The organism is Domibacillus indicus (assembly GCF_023715895.1).
GTDB lineage: Bacteria > Bacillota > Bacilli > Bacillales > Domibacillaceae > Domibacillus > Domibacillus indicus_A.
Window position 1 is genome coordinate 225,533 of record NZ_JAMBOO010000003.1, and the last position, 16,466, is coordinate 241,998.

Sequence of the window (16,466 nt, forward strand, 5' to 3'; positions counted from 1 at the left end):
GGACTCCTCCTCCTCCTTGTTTGGAAAAAAATCCGCCCTAAATAAGGGACGGATTCATTCCTTGTTTCGGTCATTTACTTTTTTCAGCGCTTCGATGCGCGCCGGGTCTTCTTCAAAGTATTCGATCAAGTCCGCGATCCGGTTGATGGAATCGGAACTTAAGTGGTGTTCAATACCTTCCACATCTTCGTAAATATGTGCTTCATCCACCCCGATCACCGACAGAAACCGTTCAAGCAAATCGTGCCGCTCCACTAAACGCCGGCCGATTTTTTGCCCTTTTGCTGTTAATATAAGGCCCCGGTATCGCTCGTACACAAGATATTCATCTTTATCAAGCTTTTGCACCATTTTCGTTACGCTGGACGGGTGAACCGACAGGGCACCGGCGATGTCCGAAACACGTGCATACCCTTTTGTATCAATCAGCAAATAAATCTGTTCTATGTAATCCTCCATACTCGGTGTCGGCATAAGGACGTTCCCCCTGACATTGTCATCAATAAAAGTGTACTATAACTATTCCTTTCAAACAAGGAAAAAGCCGGGCATAGGCCGGCTTAAGAAAGCTTATCTCCGTACTGTTTTAATTTTTCTCCGATTGTGCATTGAGTAATACAAAATTTATGAGCAGCGGTTTTGCCTCTTTCTTTACGCAGTGTATTTTTCACGAGGCAGTCTTTGCAGTACGTATTCAGTAACTCTTCTACTTCAAGCAAAAGTTCTGTTCGGTTCAACACGTGGCACCTGCCTTTCCCATTAACTCCCAATCTCGGCATGACTTGAGATGGGTGTGCCTTCGAGTGCTTGCCTCGCAAGCTGGTCAGCTTCTTTATTGTGCCTTCTATCCACTGGTTTGTAAAGCGGCTTGAGTCGCATGGATGCAATTTTTTCTTCGATCCGCGCCAGAAACCGGGCATGGCTTTCCTCAAAGCACGGCCAGTCCCCGCCAAGCTGGTTCAACACGGTGAGCGAGTCACCTGTGATGGTCACCGGCTGGCTGTTTACCCCTAGTTCCTCGAGCTTTTGCATGGCAAAGTAAAGAGCTGCATATTCTGCTTCATTGTTTGAATCAAGCCCTTCAAGCCGGGCATTTTCACGCAGCCGGTAGCGGCGGCCGCCTTTTGTGTAGTAAATCGCCGTACCCACCCCTGTACTGGCCGATTCGACGTCAAAGCCGCCATCAAACAGCACCGTAATATTTTCCGGCTCTTCGTCCAGTTTTTCATTCAGCTTTTTAAATTCCTTCAATGTCCATTCCTGGCCAAGCTCATCCATGATCTCTACTTCTTTCACGCGGCCGGTTTTCAGCAGGTCATCGGCGGTTTTCTGCACAAGGTGCCGGTCAATCGGTTGGGACGTAAACGTCGTTTTCACACCTTTAAAATCATACATAAAGCGGATTGTCATTTGCATTTCGCTGCCTCCATTCTTTAAAATAAAAAAGAAAAGATCGGGGGGAATCAATATGTTTGAAGTATATACAGATGGAGCCTCAACCGGCGATCCCGGCCGGGCAGGCGCAGGTGTCGTGATTCGCTGGGATGGCAAGACAGAACGATTTTCCATTCCGCTTGGGGAAATGGATACGCATGCAGCCGAGTTTACTGCTGTCATTAAAGCACTTGAGCTGTGCAGGGAGCGGGGCGCCCAGACCATCTCACTCCGGAGCGATTCTCAAACGGTTGTAGCGGCTATTGAAAAAGAATATATCCATAAGCCGGATTATAAACCGCTACTGCAGACCATTTTAACGATGGCAGATGAATTCCCATTATTTTTTGTTAAATGGATTCCATCGAAGCAAAATAAAGCAGACCAGGAAGCCAAAAACGCCATTCGGGCAAACCCTTAAACGGTGTTTTGGAGACTTTCTCCTGATCAGTTTCTTCAAAAAAAGAAATGATTATGTACACGTCCTGCCTCAATCAAAGCCAAACGGATCTACTTCTATATAGCCTGTATGGCGGGCGAGGCGGGACAGTCCCTTCATTCCATTTTCTTCAATAAAGCGGACGGCCTCTTCTGTTGCACCTGTAAAAGCGGCCTGCTCCCACGTCCACTCAAGCGGTACATCGCAATGGATTTCTGCCAGTTTTTCCGACATGCGCAGCATATCTTCCCCTTCACGCAATTTTTTTTGAAGCGCAGGGGTCATACCGTCAAGTCCTGCTAATACACCTTCTGTCGTTCCATACTCGCGAATGAGCTTCAGGGCCGTTTTTTCTCCAATTCCTTTTACACCGGGATAGCCATCGGCTGCATCTCCCATCAGTGCTTTCACATAATGAAACTGCTCCGGCTCAATCCCATATTCCTCACGAAACAGCTCGGCATCATATGCCTTCCAATTTCCATAGCCCGTCTGCAGCAGCCACACGTAATTGTGGCCATTTAACAGCTGCAAAAGATCCCGGTCCCCGGTCAAGATGTAGGTTTCCTCTCCTTTTGTCCATTTGGAAATGGTGCCAATGCAGTCATCTGCTTCATAGTTTCTTACCCCGGCATTGTGAAGAGAAAACGCGGCCGATGCCTGCTGCGCTAAATCGAATTGCGGCGCAAGCTCTGCCGGCGGAGCCGGGCGATGTGCTTTATACGAATTGAACATATCGGTACGGAACGTGTCCTTTCCCATATCCCAGCAGACTGTAATGTGCGTTGGGCGAATACGGTCCGCCGCCGCAAACAAATGACGGATCATCCCCTGCACAGCGTTCGTTGGAATGCCTTTTTCATTAAACATAAAACGGCCGCTCGGCGCCGTTTGAAAAAAAGAACGGAATAGAAGAGCCATTCCGTCCACAAGCAGTAATTTCTTGGTTGTCATCTTATCGATCATGCCTTTCCGTTTCAATCGGGCGCGATTCGTCACTTGACCATTCGCTGTAGCTGCCCGGATAAAGCTTTACATTGGTGAAGCCCGCCTGCTGCAGGGCTAAAATATTGGGTGTTGCGGATACGCCTGAACCGCAATACACAATAACCGGCTCATCCGGCTCTATTCCGGCAAACCGTACCTGCTGCGCTTCGGCAGGCTTCCACTTGCCGTTTTCCATCGCTTCGGCAAAAAAACGGTTGATCGCACCTGGAATATGGCCTGGCACCCGGTCAAGCGGCTCGGCTTCTCCTAAATAGCGTTCGGGTGCCCTCGAGTCAATTAAAAGCGCTCCCCCTTCTGCAACTTCTTCGGCAGAGGCGATCATACCCGGCTGAAGCTGAAGGGTGAGCTCACCTGTTTTGCGCGCCGGCTGCTTCTTTGTTACCGGCAGTCCTTCGCTTGTCCAAGCAGAAAAGCCGCCGTCTAAAATGCAGGCATGTTTGTGGCCGGCATAAGTCAGAAGCCACCAGAGACGGCCGGCAAACATCGATACGCCATCATCATAAGCAACCACAAACGTGTTATCCGATACACCGCAGCTTTCCATAAACGCCGCAAAAACCGTCATATCCGGCAGCGGATGGCGTCCGCCTCCCTGCCCTTTTTCACCGGATAGATGATGATCTAAATGCGCATAATAAGCGCCTGGAATATGGCTTTCTTCATATAAAGCAGCTCCTTTTGCCGGGCCGGCTAAATCAAACCGGCAGTCAATCACTACCACTTGATCCGGGTTTTGATTCTGCTTCTCTCTCAGCCACTCCGTTGTGACGATCATCCAATCACTCCTTTTTCATTAGCTTTTTTACATGCTCCTTCGGGTCCCAGCAGTTAAACCGGTAATCCGGCTTCGTCTCGAACCCGAGCCGGCTGCATGTATATTTCATTCCGCCTGGCTGTCGTGAGGCTTCGAAATGCCGGCACGTGGCACAGGCGTGAAACCGTGAATTAAGAAATGTCACGAAGAACCTGCTCCCACTCTTCGATATTGCCTGTTTGTTCGAATAGGAGAAGCCACGCGTCAAACTGCTCCGTTACATCAAGGTGCATCGCTTGTTTTAGTTCCTCGGTTTCCTGTTCAATAAACTCGTTCGCACTCATGAACAGCCGGCTTTTTTGTTCGGATAAGTAGCCGTCTGCCAGCTGTTCGATTTGCTCCTGCAGCTTTTGCATCATCATCTGCTTTTCATTTTTCTCAAAAAAGGCTTTTGCATTTTTAAACAGGGACAGCGTACCGGAAAACGGCTCAAGCGGCTGATCCTCAAAAGCTGTTTTAAAATCGGGTACGATAAGCTTTCCAGTTTGAACGTTTGAGAGCAGCAGTTCCGGTTCAATCATGCTGGCTTTGTTTGTCAGCCGTACTTGCTTATCCTGCATCAATTTCGCGCCATGATTTTCTACGCGGATGGATGTGGCACGCATTTCCTGTGCAAGGTCATAGCCGACTGATTGAAGCAGTTCTGCGAGTGCCCGCTGAAGCGCTTTTTTCGTTTCATGCTGGCCGCTCAGCGTAGCTGGATTAAACGATTCCTTGAAGAAATCTGAGAACCGGTAAAAAACACGCTGTTTCACATAATGAACCAGTTCATCGAGCTCCTGCGCCAAGCGTTTTTGTTCTACCTCTGTTGTCTCAGCGTCGATCGCTGCGGTCATTTTGGCCTGCTTCGTTGTTAGTTCTTCCCGCTTCTGCTCTCCTTGATGGACACTTTCTTTGGCAGCGGCAATCAGCTTTTGAAGCTGGCTGACTCCCCGCTCGGCTTCCGCTTCAGCGGATTGAATGGCCATCTGGGCAAGATCGCCCGTTAAAAAGGCACGGAATGATTCTTTAAATGGCTTCATGCCTGACTGCGGATGATCCCACTCGCCTCGCATGGCTTCTTCAACCGCCAGCATGCTTGAGACACCATGCAGCCTTGGAAACCGGATTCCATACTGAAGCAGCTGATCCTGAACATACGCTTTTACATCGTTTAGTTCTTCTTCGTCTGCTGCCAGGTCGATCGCGTTAATCACAAAAAACATCTTATCAAGCTCGAACGCATCTTTTACACGGCCAAGCTGAATTAAAAACTCGCGGTCTGCTTTTGAAAAAGCATGATTGTAATACGTAACAAACAAAATCGCATCGGCATTTTTAATGTATTCAAATGCCACACCCGTATGACGGGCATTGATTGAGTCTGCTCCCGGCGTGTCTACTAGTGTAATGCCAAGCCGTGTAAAATCACAGTCATAATATAAATCGATCGAATTTACAAAACAGCTTTTTTGCTCTTCGGCTACGAACTGGCGGAACAAATCAAGATCAACGCGGAGCGTTCCATCCGGCTGTCCCTTATAATCGTCAAAGCCTGCTGAGAAAGCCCGCAAGAAAGATAAGTGAATTTTTTCTTTTCCTTCTCCTTCATTCGCAGCGAGAACATCCGGCACCATTTGAACCGCTTCTTCAAGAGACGCAGCACTCCGGCCAAACAGGCCAAGAGAGGCATTAACGTCTTGAAGCATCATTTCTTCCGGCTTTAAGTGCACATCGGCTGTCCGGTGGTGATGCTCACTGTCTACCGGGTGAATACGGTTCACAGCGGCCGTTGTCGGGTTGGGCGATACCGGCAGTACCTTTTCACCGAGCAGTGCGTTCGCAAACGATGATTTTCCGGCCGAAAAAGCGCCGAACAGGGCAATCGTATACGTTTGGTTTTCAAGGCGGGCTGCTTTTTGCAGAGCACCATCTACAAACCGGGCAAACCCCGGTATATGATGAAGGCGCTTTGCCATTTGGCGCAGCCTGTTTACAACCGCTTCTTTGTCGCCTGCTGCCAGAAGCTGAGGCTGTTCGGACGCCTCAATGAACTCTACACTGCTTCGTTCTTCTGTCTGCCACTGCTCCACACCGTCATATAAAACCGCTTCTGCATCTTCTGCCCGCCACTTTTCCTGCAGTGTCTGCACAATACGCGGCAGAATCGGATCTTCTTCGGATACGATGCGGCGAAGCAGTGCTTCTCTTTCTTCCCGCTGCTTTTCAAGCTCCTCAAGCGTTTGCTTTGCCTGTAGCCGCTTCGCCCACACTTTATACTCTTTTTCATATTGCCCATATTCACTGTTGAATTGCGCTGTAAGGACAGGCGCTGCTTCTTCTTTCCACGCCTCTGACACAGCGCGAGCACGCTTTTTCACAAGAGACGCAACATCCTCGGCATAATTCAAAACGGCATCTCCCGTTACACCGGCTCCCGGCTTTACGGCATCCACTGCCAAAGAGGCATCTACCGGTACGGAAAGCTCTTCTGCTTTCAAGGCAAGTGCAGAGTCGTCCAGACGGCTTTCTTTCATCCAGGCCGCGCTTACCTGGCGGATGGCCCATTCAAGCTGCGCTTCCGTTTGTTTTTGGATATCTTCTACAAATAAACGAAGGCGCTGCTCCCGCTCTTCTTCCGTTTTCTTTTTCGCAAACAACAAGCCGACTTTAAAGTCCGGACGGGTTGATTCAAGATAGCTGCGCGCCTTTTCACGTGTGGCAGCCGGCATTAAAATCGCATTTTTTAATACATCGTCACGGCTGGCTTCATATTGCTTGAGCCAAAGAGAGGCGTCCCGCTTTTCCATTTCTGAGCGGATGGCTGCTTCTCTTTCCTCAATCGACTGGGAGCCTGCTTCGGCTACAACCGCTTCGAGCGGCTCAGCCGTTTGTTTTTGCTGCTCGGCCAGCCATTCCATATGCTCATGCACCAGGCGGTTCATCATCGTTTCCGCTGACTGCTCCGCCAGCTGCTCCCGGTTTCGGATACTGTCCTGAATCAGTGTCTGCACTTTCTCAAAGTCGTTATACGGAAGAGAACGGTTGCGCAGACTCGTAAAATAAAACGCTTCCGGTTCTACATTCCACGTCGCAAACGAGTCTTTCACTGACTGGCGGAATGCATCAAACGACAATTCTTCTTCCTTGTGCTTATCAATTTGGTTAATAATTAAAAACAGCTTTACGCCATGTGACAAAAGTTCTTTCGTATAAATGAAATTAAGCTCGGATTGAACGTGATTATAATCCATCACATAAAAAACCATATCAGCCAAGTGAAGCGCAGATTCCGTGGAAATACGGTGGGCGTCGTCAGTAGAATCTACTCCGGGCGTATCCATTACCGTTACATCCGGCGGCAGGCTGGAGCCGGCATGCCCGATTTCGATTGAAGCCACTTCATCGCCATCTTTGGCGAACTTTTTAACATGTTTCATATCATAAGGCGCTTTGAATAGGAGCGGCCGCCCATGATGATAATGAATTTTCGCAAAATTTTCTTCAGACGGCTTGATTTTCACGACATTGGCGCTCGTCGGGATCGGACTGGATGGCAGAAGCGCTTCTCCTGTCAGTTCATTAATCATCGTTGATTTTCCAGCTGAAAAATGCCCGCAAAACGCTACAATCAATTCTTTTTCATGCAGCTTGCGCAAAAACAAAGCGGCTTTATCAGCACGCTCCGTGTCCCCATTATGTAAAAACTGCTCATACAAACCGGCGGTGCGTATGCGAATCCCTTCCAGTGTCCGTTCAGCTGTTTGCGTTCCCATATGAACATTCCTTTCGATGCAAAGCGTTTTCTTTTTATTGTATACGATTTTGGCCCAATAAAAAAGGATACAGAGCCCAGCTTCTGCCGGTTTTCTGTACCCTCTGCCACTTTATTTTTTTAAGACAAGCGCTTTGCTTCCTTTTCCAGTATGATCAAGCACATATTTCATCACACCGCCATATGTAACGACTGTTGCGGTAACAAATAACCAGATCATGCAAACGCCCACTTTCTTAATTGATAATAATTTTCATCCTCATTTATATGGTATCACCTTTTAAAAAAGAACTCAACAAAAAAAGATGCTTCTTTAAGCACCTTTCAAAGTCTTTCGCTTTTAGAAAAAAGACGATAAGTGAAACCTGCCGGACTTCGCGTTCCGCGGGCAGTGCGGGAGCCTCCTCGGCTGCGCCTGCGGGGTCTCCCGACTCACTGTACTTCCCGCAGGAGTCTTCGTCCGTCCGGCTTCACTAAGTAGTGTTGAAGATCCATAAGCAAGAACTGAATAGAAATTCTCTCTTTTTAAACAGAAAGATACAACTTTGTGAGCTCTATTCAATCTTGTCGCAAGCCACTTGGCGGTGGGAGGGCAGCTGAGACCAGTGGAGCCGCCAGGCGAAATTCGGCTCAGCGCCTGCCCCATGGAAAGCGGAGCTGCCCGGACGCCGCCGGTCCACCCCATTCATGTGCACGTTCATCAATTTAATTTTTCTACAGTTTGAAAGATGCTTCTTTAAGCGCCTTTTTCAATATTAAGCACAAGCCGGTAATCGCCCGCTTCTTTAAACGAAAGCGGCAGTTCAATGGCCTGTTTAAATCCTGAAATTTTCGAATCGCCTACAATGATCGTTGGCGGTGTAATATCGATCTTGATTCCTTTTGCAGCCAGCGCCACACCCATATTCCCAGCAATCATGTTTACGACTTCGCCCGCAAAGGACTCCACCATTTCACCTTCAATCGGCATACCAAACATTTTCTCGCCAAGGCAGGCAAACGCGTTTTCCGGTCCGTCTAAAATAATACGGCCTGGCAGATCACCGGTAATGCCAATAAATACCCCAATCGCATGGTGGTTAAAAGATCCGTTTAAAAGCGCCGGCCGGCCTACTGTCAGCTCTAATGGAACAATCCCTTTAATTGATTCTACTGCACAGTTAAGCACTTCTTTAATAATCGTATTTTGATCTTGTTGTATCTGCACCACTTTAGCACCCCCATGTGTTCTTTTTATTTCACAAGAAAAGCCATATTTCATCACTTTTTCACCAAGCCATCAGTACTATCGGTCTATTTTTTTATTTGTTTAGACAATTTTATAAAAATAATGTGCATCATCTTAACTTTTGGAAAAAAAAGACGATACACTACTTATATACTATTCATCTAGTCATTATATCTTAAGAATTTGGAGGAATTTAGCATGCGTTTCTTTTTTTGGGCTTTTTACAGCCTCCTGATTTGCTTTGCTGCAAACGGGCTTTTTGTACATCCAGTCAATGCGGCTTCGGTTGTAAAAGGCACTTTTGTGGAAGCAGTCTATGAGTACGTGCAAATGGACGATGAGACAAGTGAAAAACGGCTCACAGGGGTAATTATACAAAATGATCAGGGAAAAACCGCCACATGGGCAATTGATTCAACAGCGGCCTTATCTGTTAATTCAATCGGCGTGACCATTGACGCTTTTAAAACGGGGATGGCCATCGAAGCGACAGTGAACCTTCGCCGGATTAAATCAATGAGCGGCAAGTCTTATGAGGCTCCTGGAGCCATTGACACCCGCGATCGAGCAGTCACCGGCACTATTAACCGGATCGACCCGAATGGAGGGTTTCTTTCAATCCGTTTCGACAACGGCCAAACCAAAACATACTATCTTAACGGCCAGACAGAAGTTTACAAAGGAGCCACTCTTGTTGACTTAAGTGTTTTATATGAAGGTGACCGGGTGAAATTAACCTTTTCTTCTTATAACACTTCTTATATACAGTCCATTGATGTCAATACACAAGGAATCAAAATCGAGCGTTTAGCCAAAGGAACGATTCAAGCGATAGATCCGATTCGCCGTAAACTGACGATTAAGAATGAAACGACATTTAAAGACTGGAAATGGGATGACAAACTTCCACGCCAGACGAGTTATACATACACAGCGAAAACGCCAATCTATATCGGCAATCAGCCGATTGCCATTGATAAAGCCCGCTATTATCAAAACAATGAAGCGTATTTTGTTACCGTGCGGCAGTTTAATAAGGAAGTGGTAGAACGAATTGTGATTAAGAAAACCAATGAGCGGACTTTTTATGAGCCTCTTTCTTCTGTCACTCTGGCTCAAAAAAAGCTGACCCTTCAAAAATCAGGTTCTGTTTCGTATCACACAGGTACCATTCTTATTCGAAACGGACGCATTGTTGATCCCAACAGCCTGCCGTTTAAGGGAGCTGCTTTTGTCGTAACAGACGGGCGGCAAAAAAGCGAATATGCGAACGTTATCCATATTACGAACGATGGCTTTGAAAGTCCGAATCTTGTCAATCATGCTCTTTATTTTGGTCGTATTCATTGGACAAGCGGTTACCAGCTGACTTTATCCAATGCACAAAAACTATCGAAAAATAAATGGACACCTGCTTCAAGCCCTTCTCTTGCATTCAGCAATGACACAGCAAGCGTTGAAGATTTTGGAAAAGGCGTTCTTAAAATTGTGCCGCAGCAGGATGAAGTAAGAGAGCATCTCGGTTCTTACGGATACTTTTATGTAGCAGACGGCCACATTGTCGGCATGCACCTTATTAGTGAAACTGCATTATCTGCAAATCTTGTTTCGGTTGGACGGCTGGAAGCGATAAAGGATCATAAAATAATTATTGTCCGTAACGTAAGCCGCTGGACAAATGGTGCATGGGATCAAGCAGGATTAATTTCAAATATGAACATTGAACAAACGACCTTTATCCGTGATGGACATGTGATTTCAGCAGATGAATTGAACATCCATGACCGGCTGTATATCGTTCACGAGTCCATTGTAAAAGGACGGATTATTCTTGTTAATTAATGATTTTTCAATGAAAGGATGTTTCGATGAATAAGCTATTTGCTTTTACCGCAGCAGTTCTGTTTTCTTTAGCTGCCTCTGTTCTTTTTTCTGGAGCCGCCTCGGCCGCTCCGCTTGATTATAACGGCGGTGTATACAATGAGTATACGTATGAAGAATATGTATTTGTATCCGGCCAGCCTGTTCAGTTCAGCGGAAAAGTAACGATCTCCGAGCGTGAAACAGCCACCCAGCGGACTGAAACGTACCGTTATACCTTAACAGGCCCAGGAGATAAAGATAAGCTGACCCGCAGTGTTTCTTACGTGACGGATATGAATGTAAAAACAGAAAAAAGCCAGACAACGTCTCAAACGTCTGTTAAAAGTTATTCTGAAAAAATCACGATTGGCAGTGAAACATATACACTGGATGATTATCAGCTCTCGCAGGGAACCGTTACCGATAACCGCCCTGCCTCAGACTACTATTCTGGAAATATGGCTGGGCGCAAAACATATAAACTAAAAAGCAATGAAGCGCTCGTCACCATTCATTTCAGCGGCAAAAATGTCGGTTATGAGAATTTCTGGGGTGCGACTGAAACGCAAATGATCGATTCTGAGATTGTAACGAATGAAGGTACTTTCTTTATAACGAGCAAAGTATCCGACAGTAAAACAAAATTTTTGCAATATGAACCGCATGATCCGGACCTATCGAGTTTCACCGGCGGCTACGCTCGTATTAGCGAGCAGTCGATGATCGGTGAATACGCCTATACCCTTCCCGGCAGCAGTATTGAAAAAACCGTTCAAGTCGGCCAGGAAAGAGTTCCGTTAATTGAACGGCTGATTGTGCCTAAATTCCGGGACTTAAATGGACACTGGGCAAAGGAAAATATTGAACAGCTTTATGCCCTCGGTGTATTTGATGATTCAAGTTCCTTTTTCTCGCCAGGCACACAAATGAACCGTTATCCATTTATTGTCGGGGTCATGAAAGCGGCGGATATCCGTGTCCTAGAACAGCCGAAAAAACAAAAAACACCGAGAAAAGCGATTTTCACTGATCTTGACCCGCAGGAAAAAGACTATTTATACATCGAAAGTGCCGTAGCAAAAGGGATTTCTAAAGGATACAGCGCAACAAAGTTCAGCCCAAACAGCGCACTTACCCGGGCCGAAGCAGTGGCCATTTTAATTCGTGCCCTTGGTCTTGAGCACCGTGCGCCAGATCCGGGTTACCATACTGGTTACGTGGATGATTCCTCTATTCCAAAATGGGCCAAGGACAGTGCATATGTCGCAACAGAAATTGGTCTTGTGTATGGTGATTTAAACAACCGTTTTAACCCGGCCAAGCCGATGACAAGAGCAGAAGCATCTGCTCTGACCATTCGATTTCTTCATTTTCTCGAAAAAGATTTAAAGCAGAATTACCGGGATGATATGTTATTTTTCCAATAAGCAAAAAGGTGGCTTTTATGAAGGTATTCACTCAAACCAAACGATTCGTTTTCTTGCTAGCTTTTATCATGATCGGCCTTGTTTCATCCGGATCCGGACAAGCAGCCGTCCCTTTTTCTGATATCAGCTCCAATCACTGGGCCTATACATCTATTAACTGGGCTTATACAAATAAGATTATATCCGGATACTCAAATGGAACATTTGGGCCAAAACGGACTTTGACGGAAGCGGAGTTTCTCGTCATGCTGACCCGGTATGACTGCTCGGATGATACATGGCCGAAAAGCCAGCCCGGCGACCGCCACTGGGCCGCTGCGCAATATGCGTATGCCAAAAGCAAGCATCTTCCGCTTAAAGGCTACAACGATTCAACACTTCGGGACAAGCCGGTTACCCGTGGGCAGGTTGCCCGAATCGTGGCGGCTTTTCATGGTTTCGACTTAAACGAGTATTATGCTGTTCAATATATGTATATAAATCAGCTTTCAAGCGGAAAAACAGGCATTAAAAACTTTGCAGATTATGGAGCGGGCGAGTCATTAAACCGTGCCGAAGCAGCTGTTTTTCTGCATCGCCTTGCTAAGCAGGGCAAATGTGAAATGAAGGGCACAAATGCCAGCCCTTCAGGTAAAGACAACAGTAAATATCCGCTGCCTGCCGATTTTCTCCCGGAAGGAACGGTCACGTTTCCAAATCCTGAAGGTGAAACGCCGCCATCAGGCGGATCTCCTGCTGGCGACTCGCGTCTCCAGGCAGCAGACATTGAAAAAAGAACACTTATTGCCAATGGCATTGATTCAACGTTCATCACCTTGTCGCTCAAAGACTGTTATGGCAACCCCATTTCTTATGATGAGTCTCTTTCTTTTCAAGCTTCGTCAAAATCAGGCGGCATGATTTCTAATGAAGACTATTACGAGCACGAATATTGGCCTGAAGAACCCTACTATTCGGCCGCTTCTTCATCCGCTTACGTACAGACTGACGGTCCGGACGTAACGGTAAAAGTGACAGCACCTGCTTTACCAACAGGAAAAAACGACACCATTTCATTACAGGCTACTGAAGGAACCTCGGTAAATGAAAGAATGGCGTGCTATCGGACGCCGGTTACAGTTGATTTGTCATATGTACCAAAAGCCGAGCTGCAAGTATCTTCAAGCCAGTCTAAGATTGCAGCAAACGGCAATTCAACGGCATACGTAACAGCGAAAATCGTAAAGCCGGGCGGACAGATTATCTCCGATTACAATGGACAGGTCCGCTTTTATTCAGCAAAAGGCGCTCTTTTATCAGCGAGCAATGTTTCATTCTCAAACGGAACCGTGTCCGCATGGGTGACTTCACTGTCTTCTTCTTCACCAGTTGAAGACACCATTTATGCAGAATTGATTCAAACGGACTCGAGATATCAAGCAGTAAACAGCGAAATTAAGTCGACAAAACACAGCATATCGATTTTATATGATCCAGGCCTTTCAACCGTTGAAGGATGCGCAAGAGAAGACTTGGAAGTGGCATTCATTATTGATTCGTCGGGCAGTATGAAACGAAGCGATCCCGAACGGCTGCGTGTGTCTAAGTCACAGGAATTGCTTTCAGTACTAAAGCCCTCATGGAATATAACAACTCATTTTAACAACCGGGGCATGCATTTATACGGGTCAGATCGTTCATGGACAGCTGCAAGCAATAGTTTATTTAATGTTTTTCAATCAGGCGGCACCAATATCGCAGATGGGATGGATGAAGCCTTCAGCCGATTTACAGCCGGCACAAGAAAAGTAGCCATTCTCGTTACAGATGGAAAATCAAATAAACAGCAGGTTCTTAACCAAATAGCTGAAGCCAAAAGACAAGGTATCACAGTTTATACTGTTGGGCTCGGTTCAAAAGAGCAGCTCAATGAAACATTGTTGCAGCAAGTCGCACAGGAAACCGGCGGCCGCTATTTTCATGTAGAAAAAAGCAGCAAGATCAGTACCGCTTACCAGACGATTTTAAGTGATTTGTCCTGCGGCGAGCTTTATCTTGGCTGTTCGCCGTCCGGCACGGTTTTTGCTTCACCGTCACTTCGCCTGACCAAGGATACATTTTATATGGATACGTTTATTGACGAAGGCTGCAGTGAGGTCGAGCGTGTTATCGTCCGCTTCCACGCAGCGGACGGGGACGTCGATTATGACTTGATCTACAGAGGGCAGCGGTATTTCGCTTTGAAAAAAGACAGGTCCGAAATTGATCCGTTAGCATTAGAAGACGAAGGTACTTTTCTTGCCTTTGATAAAGACGGCAATTTGATTGGCAGCCGGACGATCCCAATAATATTAAAATGATAAAAAGGATGCCTTCCTGATGGAGGGCATCCTTTTTTGCTGACTGCTGTCAGCTTTGGTAGTTATGCTGTTTTTCGATTTGTCCATCTTCGTCGTGAATAATAGCCATTGTTCCAGCTTCTTCTGCCATTTTTTTCGCTTCGTCTACTGCTTCGGATTTTGAACCGAACGTGTCATTGGGTTCGTCTTTCCCTTCTGTTTTCACAGCCCATTCACCATCACTGTGAGGAACAACATGAAATCTCGCCTCGTCTGTACCAGCCCGCTCTTCAAAATATTCATTGCGCTCATGGTTCTCAGCCATAAGGAATCCTCCTTTTTGAGATGGTATTTGTATCACGGTATCTTTACCCGGTTCATCAGCTTAAAAACACAAAATATTTCTCTCCGTCACCAAACTCTTCTGTACTTATAGCGGTCTTTAATAAACGCGGCATGATATTTGCCGTGTGAATCTGCTCTCATTAAACTTCTGTAAATATATTCAGGCACCCCTTCATAGTCATAAATACTTTGGTCCTGAAACTCGATTCGAAGAATTTGGTGAAAAGGATTGTATCCGACTCGTTTTAAATGAGAAGAAAAGACATGGGCCATTTCCATTTTCTCTGCCTTCCCTCCTTGCTTTTTTCATCTTAAATAAACGCTGTTGGTTTCTTTAGACTTTCCTTTTTAACGTTTTGTTTAAACAAAAAGCGGCTTCTCTTACTGTTCCATATAAAAAAAGAGCCATCCCGCTCAGGACCGCTCTTTATGCGTTGTAGGCTGCCAGGTATTTTTCTTTCAGCAGGGCGTAACGGCCTATGCTTTCTACAGACCCTTCGGCGCGGGCTGCGTCAAACAACTTGGCAAGCTCATCAGCATTTACACGAATGCCGCTTACATTGATACCATCCAGACTCTTTCCTTTAATTTTCGCCAGTAAAGTTTCGTCACCTTTAATGACCATTTCTTCACCCGTATACAAAATTTCCATTTATCTCTCCCCCTTTTTTAAATTTCAAAAAGCCGGCGAAACATGAAACGCCGTAAAACTGTTTGTTTAATGCAGGTATATCACACAATATCTTCTGCCGTACTGCTCTTTCCAGCGCTTAACACCTGATGCTATTATTGTTTCACCAGCGGCTCATTTCATTCTACATATTCTCCTCGCTGTCACCTTCTGTTTTTGTTTGTTTTGAAAGCAAAAACGAGCCGCCCGCACGGGGCCGCTCAAAAAGATCTGTTATTTAGTTTTTTGTTAATCAGCCATGTCGTCTTATTCAAAATACGCCTATTTTTGACTTGATCATTATCTTATATGATTGTGAGCGTGTTCGTCGTCAAATACATGATTGTCTAGGTACTTATGGAAGAACCATTCACCCGCTGCAACAAGAATGGCTGAAATAAATGCAGCTGTTAAAACATCCCCGCCGTTAATTAAAAGTGATCTGCCCATAAGCGACACAACAAAAAAAGCTAGTATCGCATCTGACACAGAAGCAAGGACGTTTCTTTGAACGTGATCTTCCTTACGCTCGTAGTCATCGCCTTCTTTGTGGAATATAAGCAAATCACCGATGATATACGCGACAACTGAAAGAACGGCACTAATAAGGAGGGTATCACTGAGCTCTCCCTGATAAAATCCAGTAAGTACGATTCCTAAAGTAATCGCAATCATCACAAATTTAATCATAATCGCTTTAACGTGATCCAAAAACATTTCCTCCTTTTTCTTCAATGCTCAGTTAATACCCTCTATAGAAATAATAAACATAGAGTTAATGTTTTTTAATGTTTATGTAAAAAAGTAACAATTTGTCATTAAGCTGTTATCTTTCTCTTCATGCTTTATATAAACTGCAGGTGTTAATGACGTTTCAAGCCGGCATATAAGCTGCGTGCTTCTCGTATATAAACATGCTAGTTAACTACGTTTATATATTTTTATTTTGAATTTTACACATTTTGAGTTTTGTTAATATTTTGTAAAGTTGTGGCAGTCTGGCTTTGACGACGGTTGCTTGAACACTTAAATATAAGGTTTTTTCAGGCAGTCCTCAATCAATAGCTTCAAAGCCAAGCCCATTCTGCTACCGCATTTTCTCTTAATCGGCTGTACAACAGTAAAAGGCCATCCGAAATGCGACTACTTAAATCGTGATTTTATAA

General features: G+C 45.7%; 16 protein-coding genes. 4 read left to right on the forward strand and 12 right to left on the reverse strand.

From position 1 onward, the window contains the following. Positions 1-54: 54 nt before the first annotated feature. The 3 genes from mntR to M3221_RS07425 form a co-directional block, all read right to left on the reverse strand. A complete protein-coding gene (mntR, locus tag M3221_RS07415; protein WP_242233668.1) occupies positions 55-474 on the reverse strand; it encodes a transcriptional regulator MntR in 420 nt (139 codons plus the stop codon). 86 nt (positions 475-560) lie between these two features. Next, entirely contained in the window at positions 561-737 is a 177-nt protein-coding gene (locus tag M3221_RS07420) for a zinc-finger domain-containing protein (RefSeq protein WP_242233667.1), read from the reverse strand. Between the two features lie 22 nt (positions 738-759). Next, positions 760-1,416: a reverse transcriptase-like protein gene (locus tag M3221_RS07425; RefSeq protein WP_251270871.1), complete on the reverse strand. Its 657-nt coding sequence runs from the start codon at positions 1,414-1,416 to the stop codon at positions 760-762. Between the two features lie 52 nt (positions 1,417-1,468). Between M3221_RS07425 and M3221_RS07430 the strand changes: the two genes are divergently transcribed. Further along, on the forward strand, positions 1,469-1,855 hold the full coding sequence (locus M3221_RS07430; protein WP_251270872.1) for a ribonuclease HI family protein: 387 nt from the start codon (positions 1,469-1,471) through the stop codon (positions 1,853-1,855). A gap of 69 nt (positions 1,856-1,924) precedes the next feature. On the opposite strand, the gene M3221_RS07435 is transcribed toward M3221_RS07430, so the two are convergent. The 5 genes from M3221_RS07435 to M3221_RS07455 all read right to left on the reverse strand — a co-directional run bounded on the left by M3221_RS07435 (position 1,925) and on the right by M3221_RS07455 (position 8,656). Then, positions 1,925-2,827 (reverse strand): 5'-3' exonuclease, encoded by a 903-nt coding sequence (locus tag M3221_RS07435; protein WP_251270873.1) that lies wholly within the window; start codon positions 2,825-2,827, stop codon positions 1,925-1,927. A 1-nt stretch (position 2,828) separates the two neighbouring features. Further along, positions 2,829-3,656, reverse strand: coding sequence for a sulfurtransferase (locus tag M3221_RS07440; protein ID WP_251270874.1), 828 nt, complete (start codon positions 3,654-3,656; stop codon positions 2,829-2,831). 4 nt (positions 3,657-3,660) lie between these two features. Further along, positions 3,661-3,840 (reverse strand): hypothetical protein, encoded by a 180-nt coding sequence (locus M3221_RS07445; protein WP_242233663.1) that lies wholly within the window; start codon positions 3,838-3,840, stop codon positions 3,661-3,663. Further along, positions 3,827-7,450 carry a dynamin family protein gene (locus M3221_RS07450; protein WP_251270875.1) on the reverse strand — a complete coding sequence of 1,208 codons (3,624 nt, stop codon included), beginning with the start codon at positions 7,448-7,450 and terminating at the stop codon, positions 3,827-3,829. Before M3221_RS07450 ends, M3221_RS07445 begins: the two co-directional genes overlap by 14 nt. Before the next feature lie 735 nt (positions 7,451-8,185). Further along, positions 8,186-8,656 (reverse strand): chemotaxis protein CheX, encoded by a 471-nt coding sequence (locus tag M3221_RS07455; protein ID WP_251270876.1) that lies wholly within the window; start codon positions 8,654-8,656, stop codon positions 8,186-8,188. Positions 8,657-8,875: 219 nt separating this feature from the next. On the opposite strand from M3221_RS07455, the gene M3221_RS07460 reads away from it, so the two are divergent. The 3 genes from M3221_RS07460 to M3221_RS07470 are packed head-to-tail and all read left to right on the forward strand — an operon-like array spanning position 8,876 to position 14,306. Continuing rightward, positions 8,876-10,519, forward strand: coding sequence for a hypothetical protein (locus tag M3221_RS07460; protein WP_251270877.1), 1,644 nt, complete (start codon positions 8,876-8,878; stop codon positions 10,517-10,519). 26 nt (positions 10,520-10,545) lie between these two features. Continuing rightward, the gene (locus M3221_RS07465) at positions 10,546-11,967 is read left to right on the forward strand and encodes an S-layer homology domain-containing protein (protein WP_251270878.1); all 1,422 of its coding nucleotides are present in this window, start codon (positions 10,546-10,548) and stop codon (positions 11,965-11,967) included. Positions 11,968-11,984: 17 nt separating this feature from the next. Next, entirely contained in the window at positions 11,985-14,306 is a 2,322-nt protein-coding gene (locus M3221_RS07470; RefSeq protein ID WP_251270879.1) for a VWA domain-containing protein, read from the forward strand. A gap of 49 nt (positions 14,307-14,355) precedes the next feature. Here the strand turns inward: M3221_RS07470 and M3221_RS07475 are convergent, their stop codons facing one another. The 4 genes from M3221_RS07475 to M3221_RS07490 all read right to left on the reverse strand — a co-directional run bounded on the left by M3221_RS07475 (position 14,356) and on the right by M3221_RS07490 (position 16,011). Further along, the gene (locus M3221_RS07475; RefSeq protein ID WP_251270880.1) at positions 14,356-14,610 is read right to left on the reverse strand and encodes a DUF2188 domain-containing protein; all 255 of its coding nucleotides are present in this window, start codon (positions 14,608-14,610) and stop codon (positions 14,356-14,358) included. A gap of 86 nt (positions 14,611-14,696) precedes the next feature. After that, positions 14,697-14,909, reverse strand: a complete 213-nt coding sequence (locus M3221_RS07480; RefSeq protein ID WP_251270881.1) for a KTSC domain-containing protein — start codon at positions 14,907-14,909, stop codon at positions 14,697-14,699. 148 nt (positions 14,910-15,057) lie between these two features. Next, positions 15,058-15,282 (reverse strand): hypothetical protein, encoded by a 225-nt coding sequence (locus tag M3221_RS07485; protein ID WP_251270882.1) that lies wholly within the window; start codon positions 15,280-15,282, stop codon positions 15,058-15,060. Between the two features lie 318 nt (positions 15,283-15,600). Beyond that, positions 15,601-16,011, reverse strand: coding sequence for a DUF2512 family protein (locus M3221_RS07490; protein ID WP_251270883.1), 411 nt, complete (start codon positions 16,009-16,011; stop codon positions 15,601-15,603). Positions 16,012-16,466: the final 455 nt, after the last annotated feature.

Coding starts and splice junctions, on each gene's coding strand:
- mntR (WP_242233668.1), bottom strand. CDS start 474: ATGCCGACACCGAGTATGGAGGATTACATAGAACAGATTTATTTGCTG.
- M3221_RS07425 (WP_251270871.1), bottom strand. CDS start 1,416: ATGCAAATGACAATCCGCTTTATGTATGATTTTAAAGGTGTGAAAACG.
- M3221_RS07430 (WP_251270872.1), top strand. CDS start 1,469: ATGTTTGAAGTATATACAGATGGAGCCTCAACCGGCGATCCCGGCCGG.
- M3221_RS07435 (WP_251270873.1), bottom strand. CDS start 2,827: ATGACAACCAAGAAATTACTGCTTGTGGACGGAATGGCTCTTCTATTC.
- M3221_RS07440 (WP_251270874.1), bottom strand. CDS start 3,656: ATGATCGTCACAACGGAGTGGCTGAGAGAGAAGCAGAATCAAAACCCG.
- M3221_RS07450 (WP_251270875.1), bottom strand. CDS start 7,450: ATGGGAACGCAAACAGCTGAACGGACACTGGAAGGGATTCGCATACGC.
- M3221_RS07460 (WP_251270877.1), top strand. CDS start 8,876: ATGCGTTTCTTTTTTTGGGCTTTTTACAGCCTCCTGATTTGCTTTGCT.
- M3221_RS07465 (WP_251270878.1), top strand. CDS start 10,546: ATGAATAAGCTATTTGCTTTTACCGCAGCAGTTCTGTTTTCTTTAGCT.
- M3221_RS07470 (WP_251270879.1), top strand. CDS start 11,985: ATGAAGGTATTCACTCAAACCAAACGATTCGTTTTCTTGCTAGCTTTT.
- M3221_RS07475 (WP_251270880.1), bottom strand. CDS start 14,610: ATGGCTGAGAACCATGAGCGCAATGAATATTTTGAAGAGCGGGCTGGT.
- M3221_RS07480 (WP_251270881.1), bottom strand. CDS start 14,909: ATGGAAATGGCCCATGTCTTTTCTTCTCATTTAAAACGAGTCGGATAC.
- M3221_RS07485 (WP_251270882.1), bottom strand. CDS start 15,282: ATGGAAATTTTGTATACGGGTGAAGAAATGGTCATTAAAGGTGACGAA.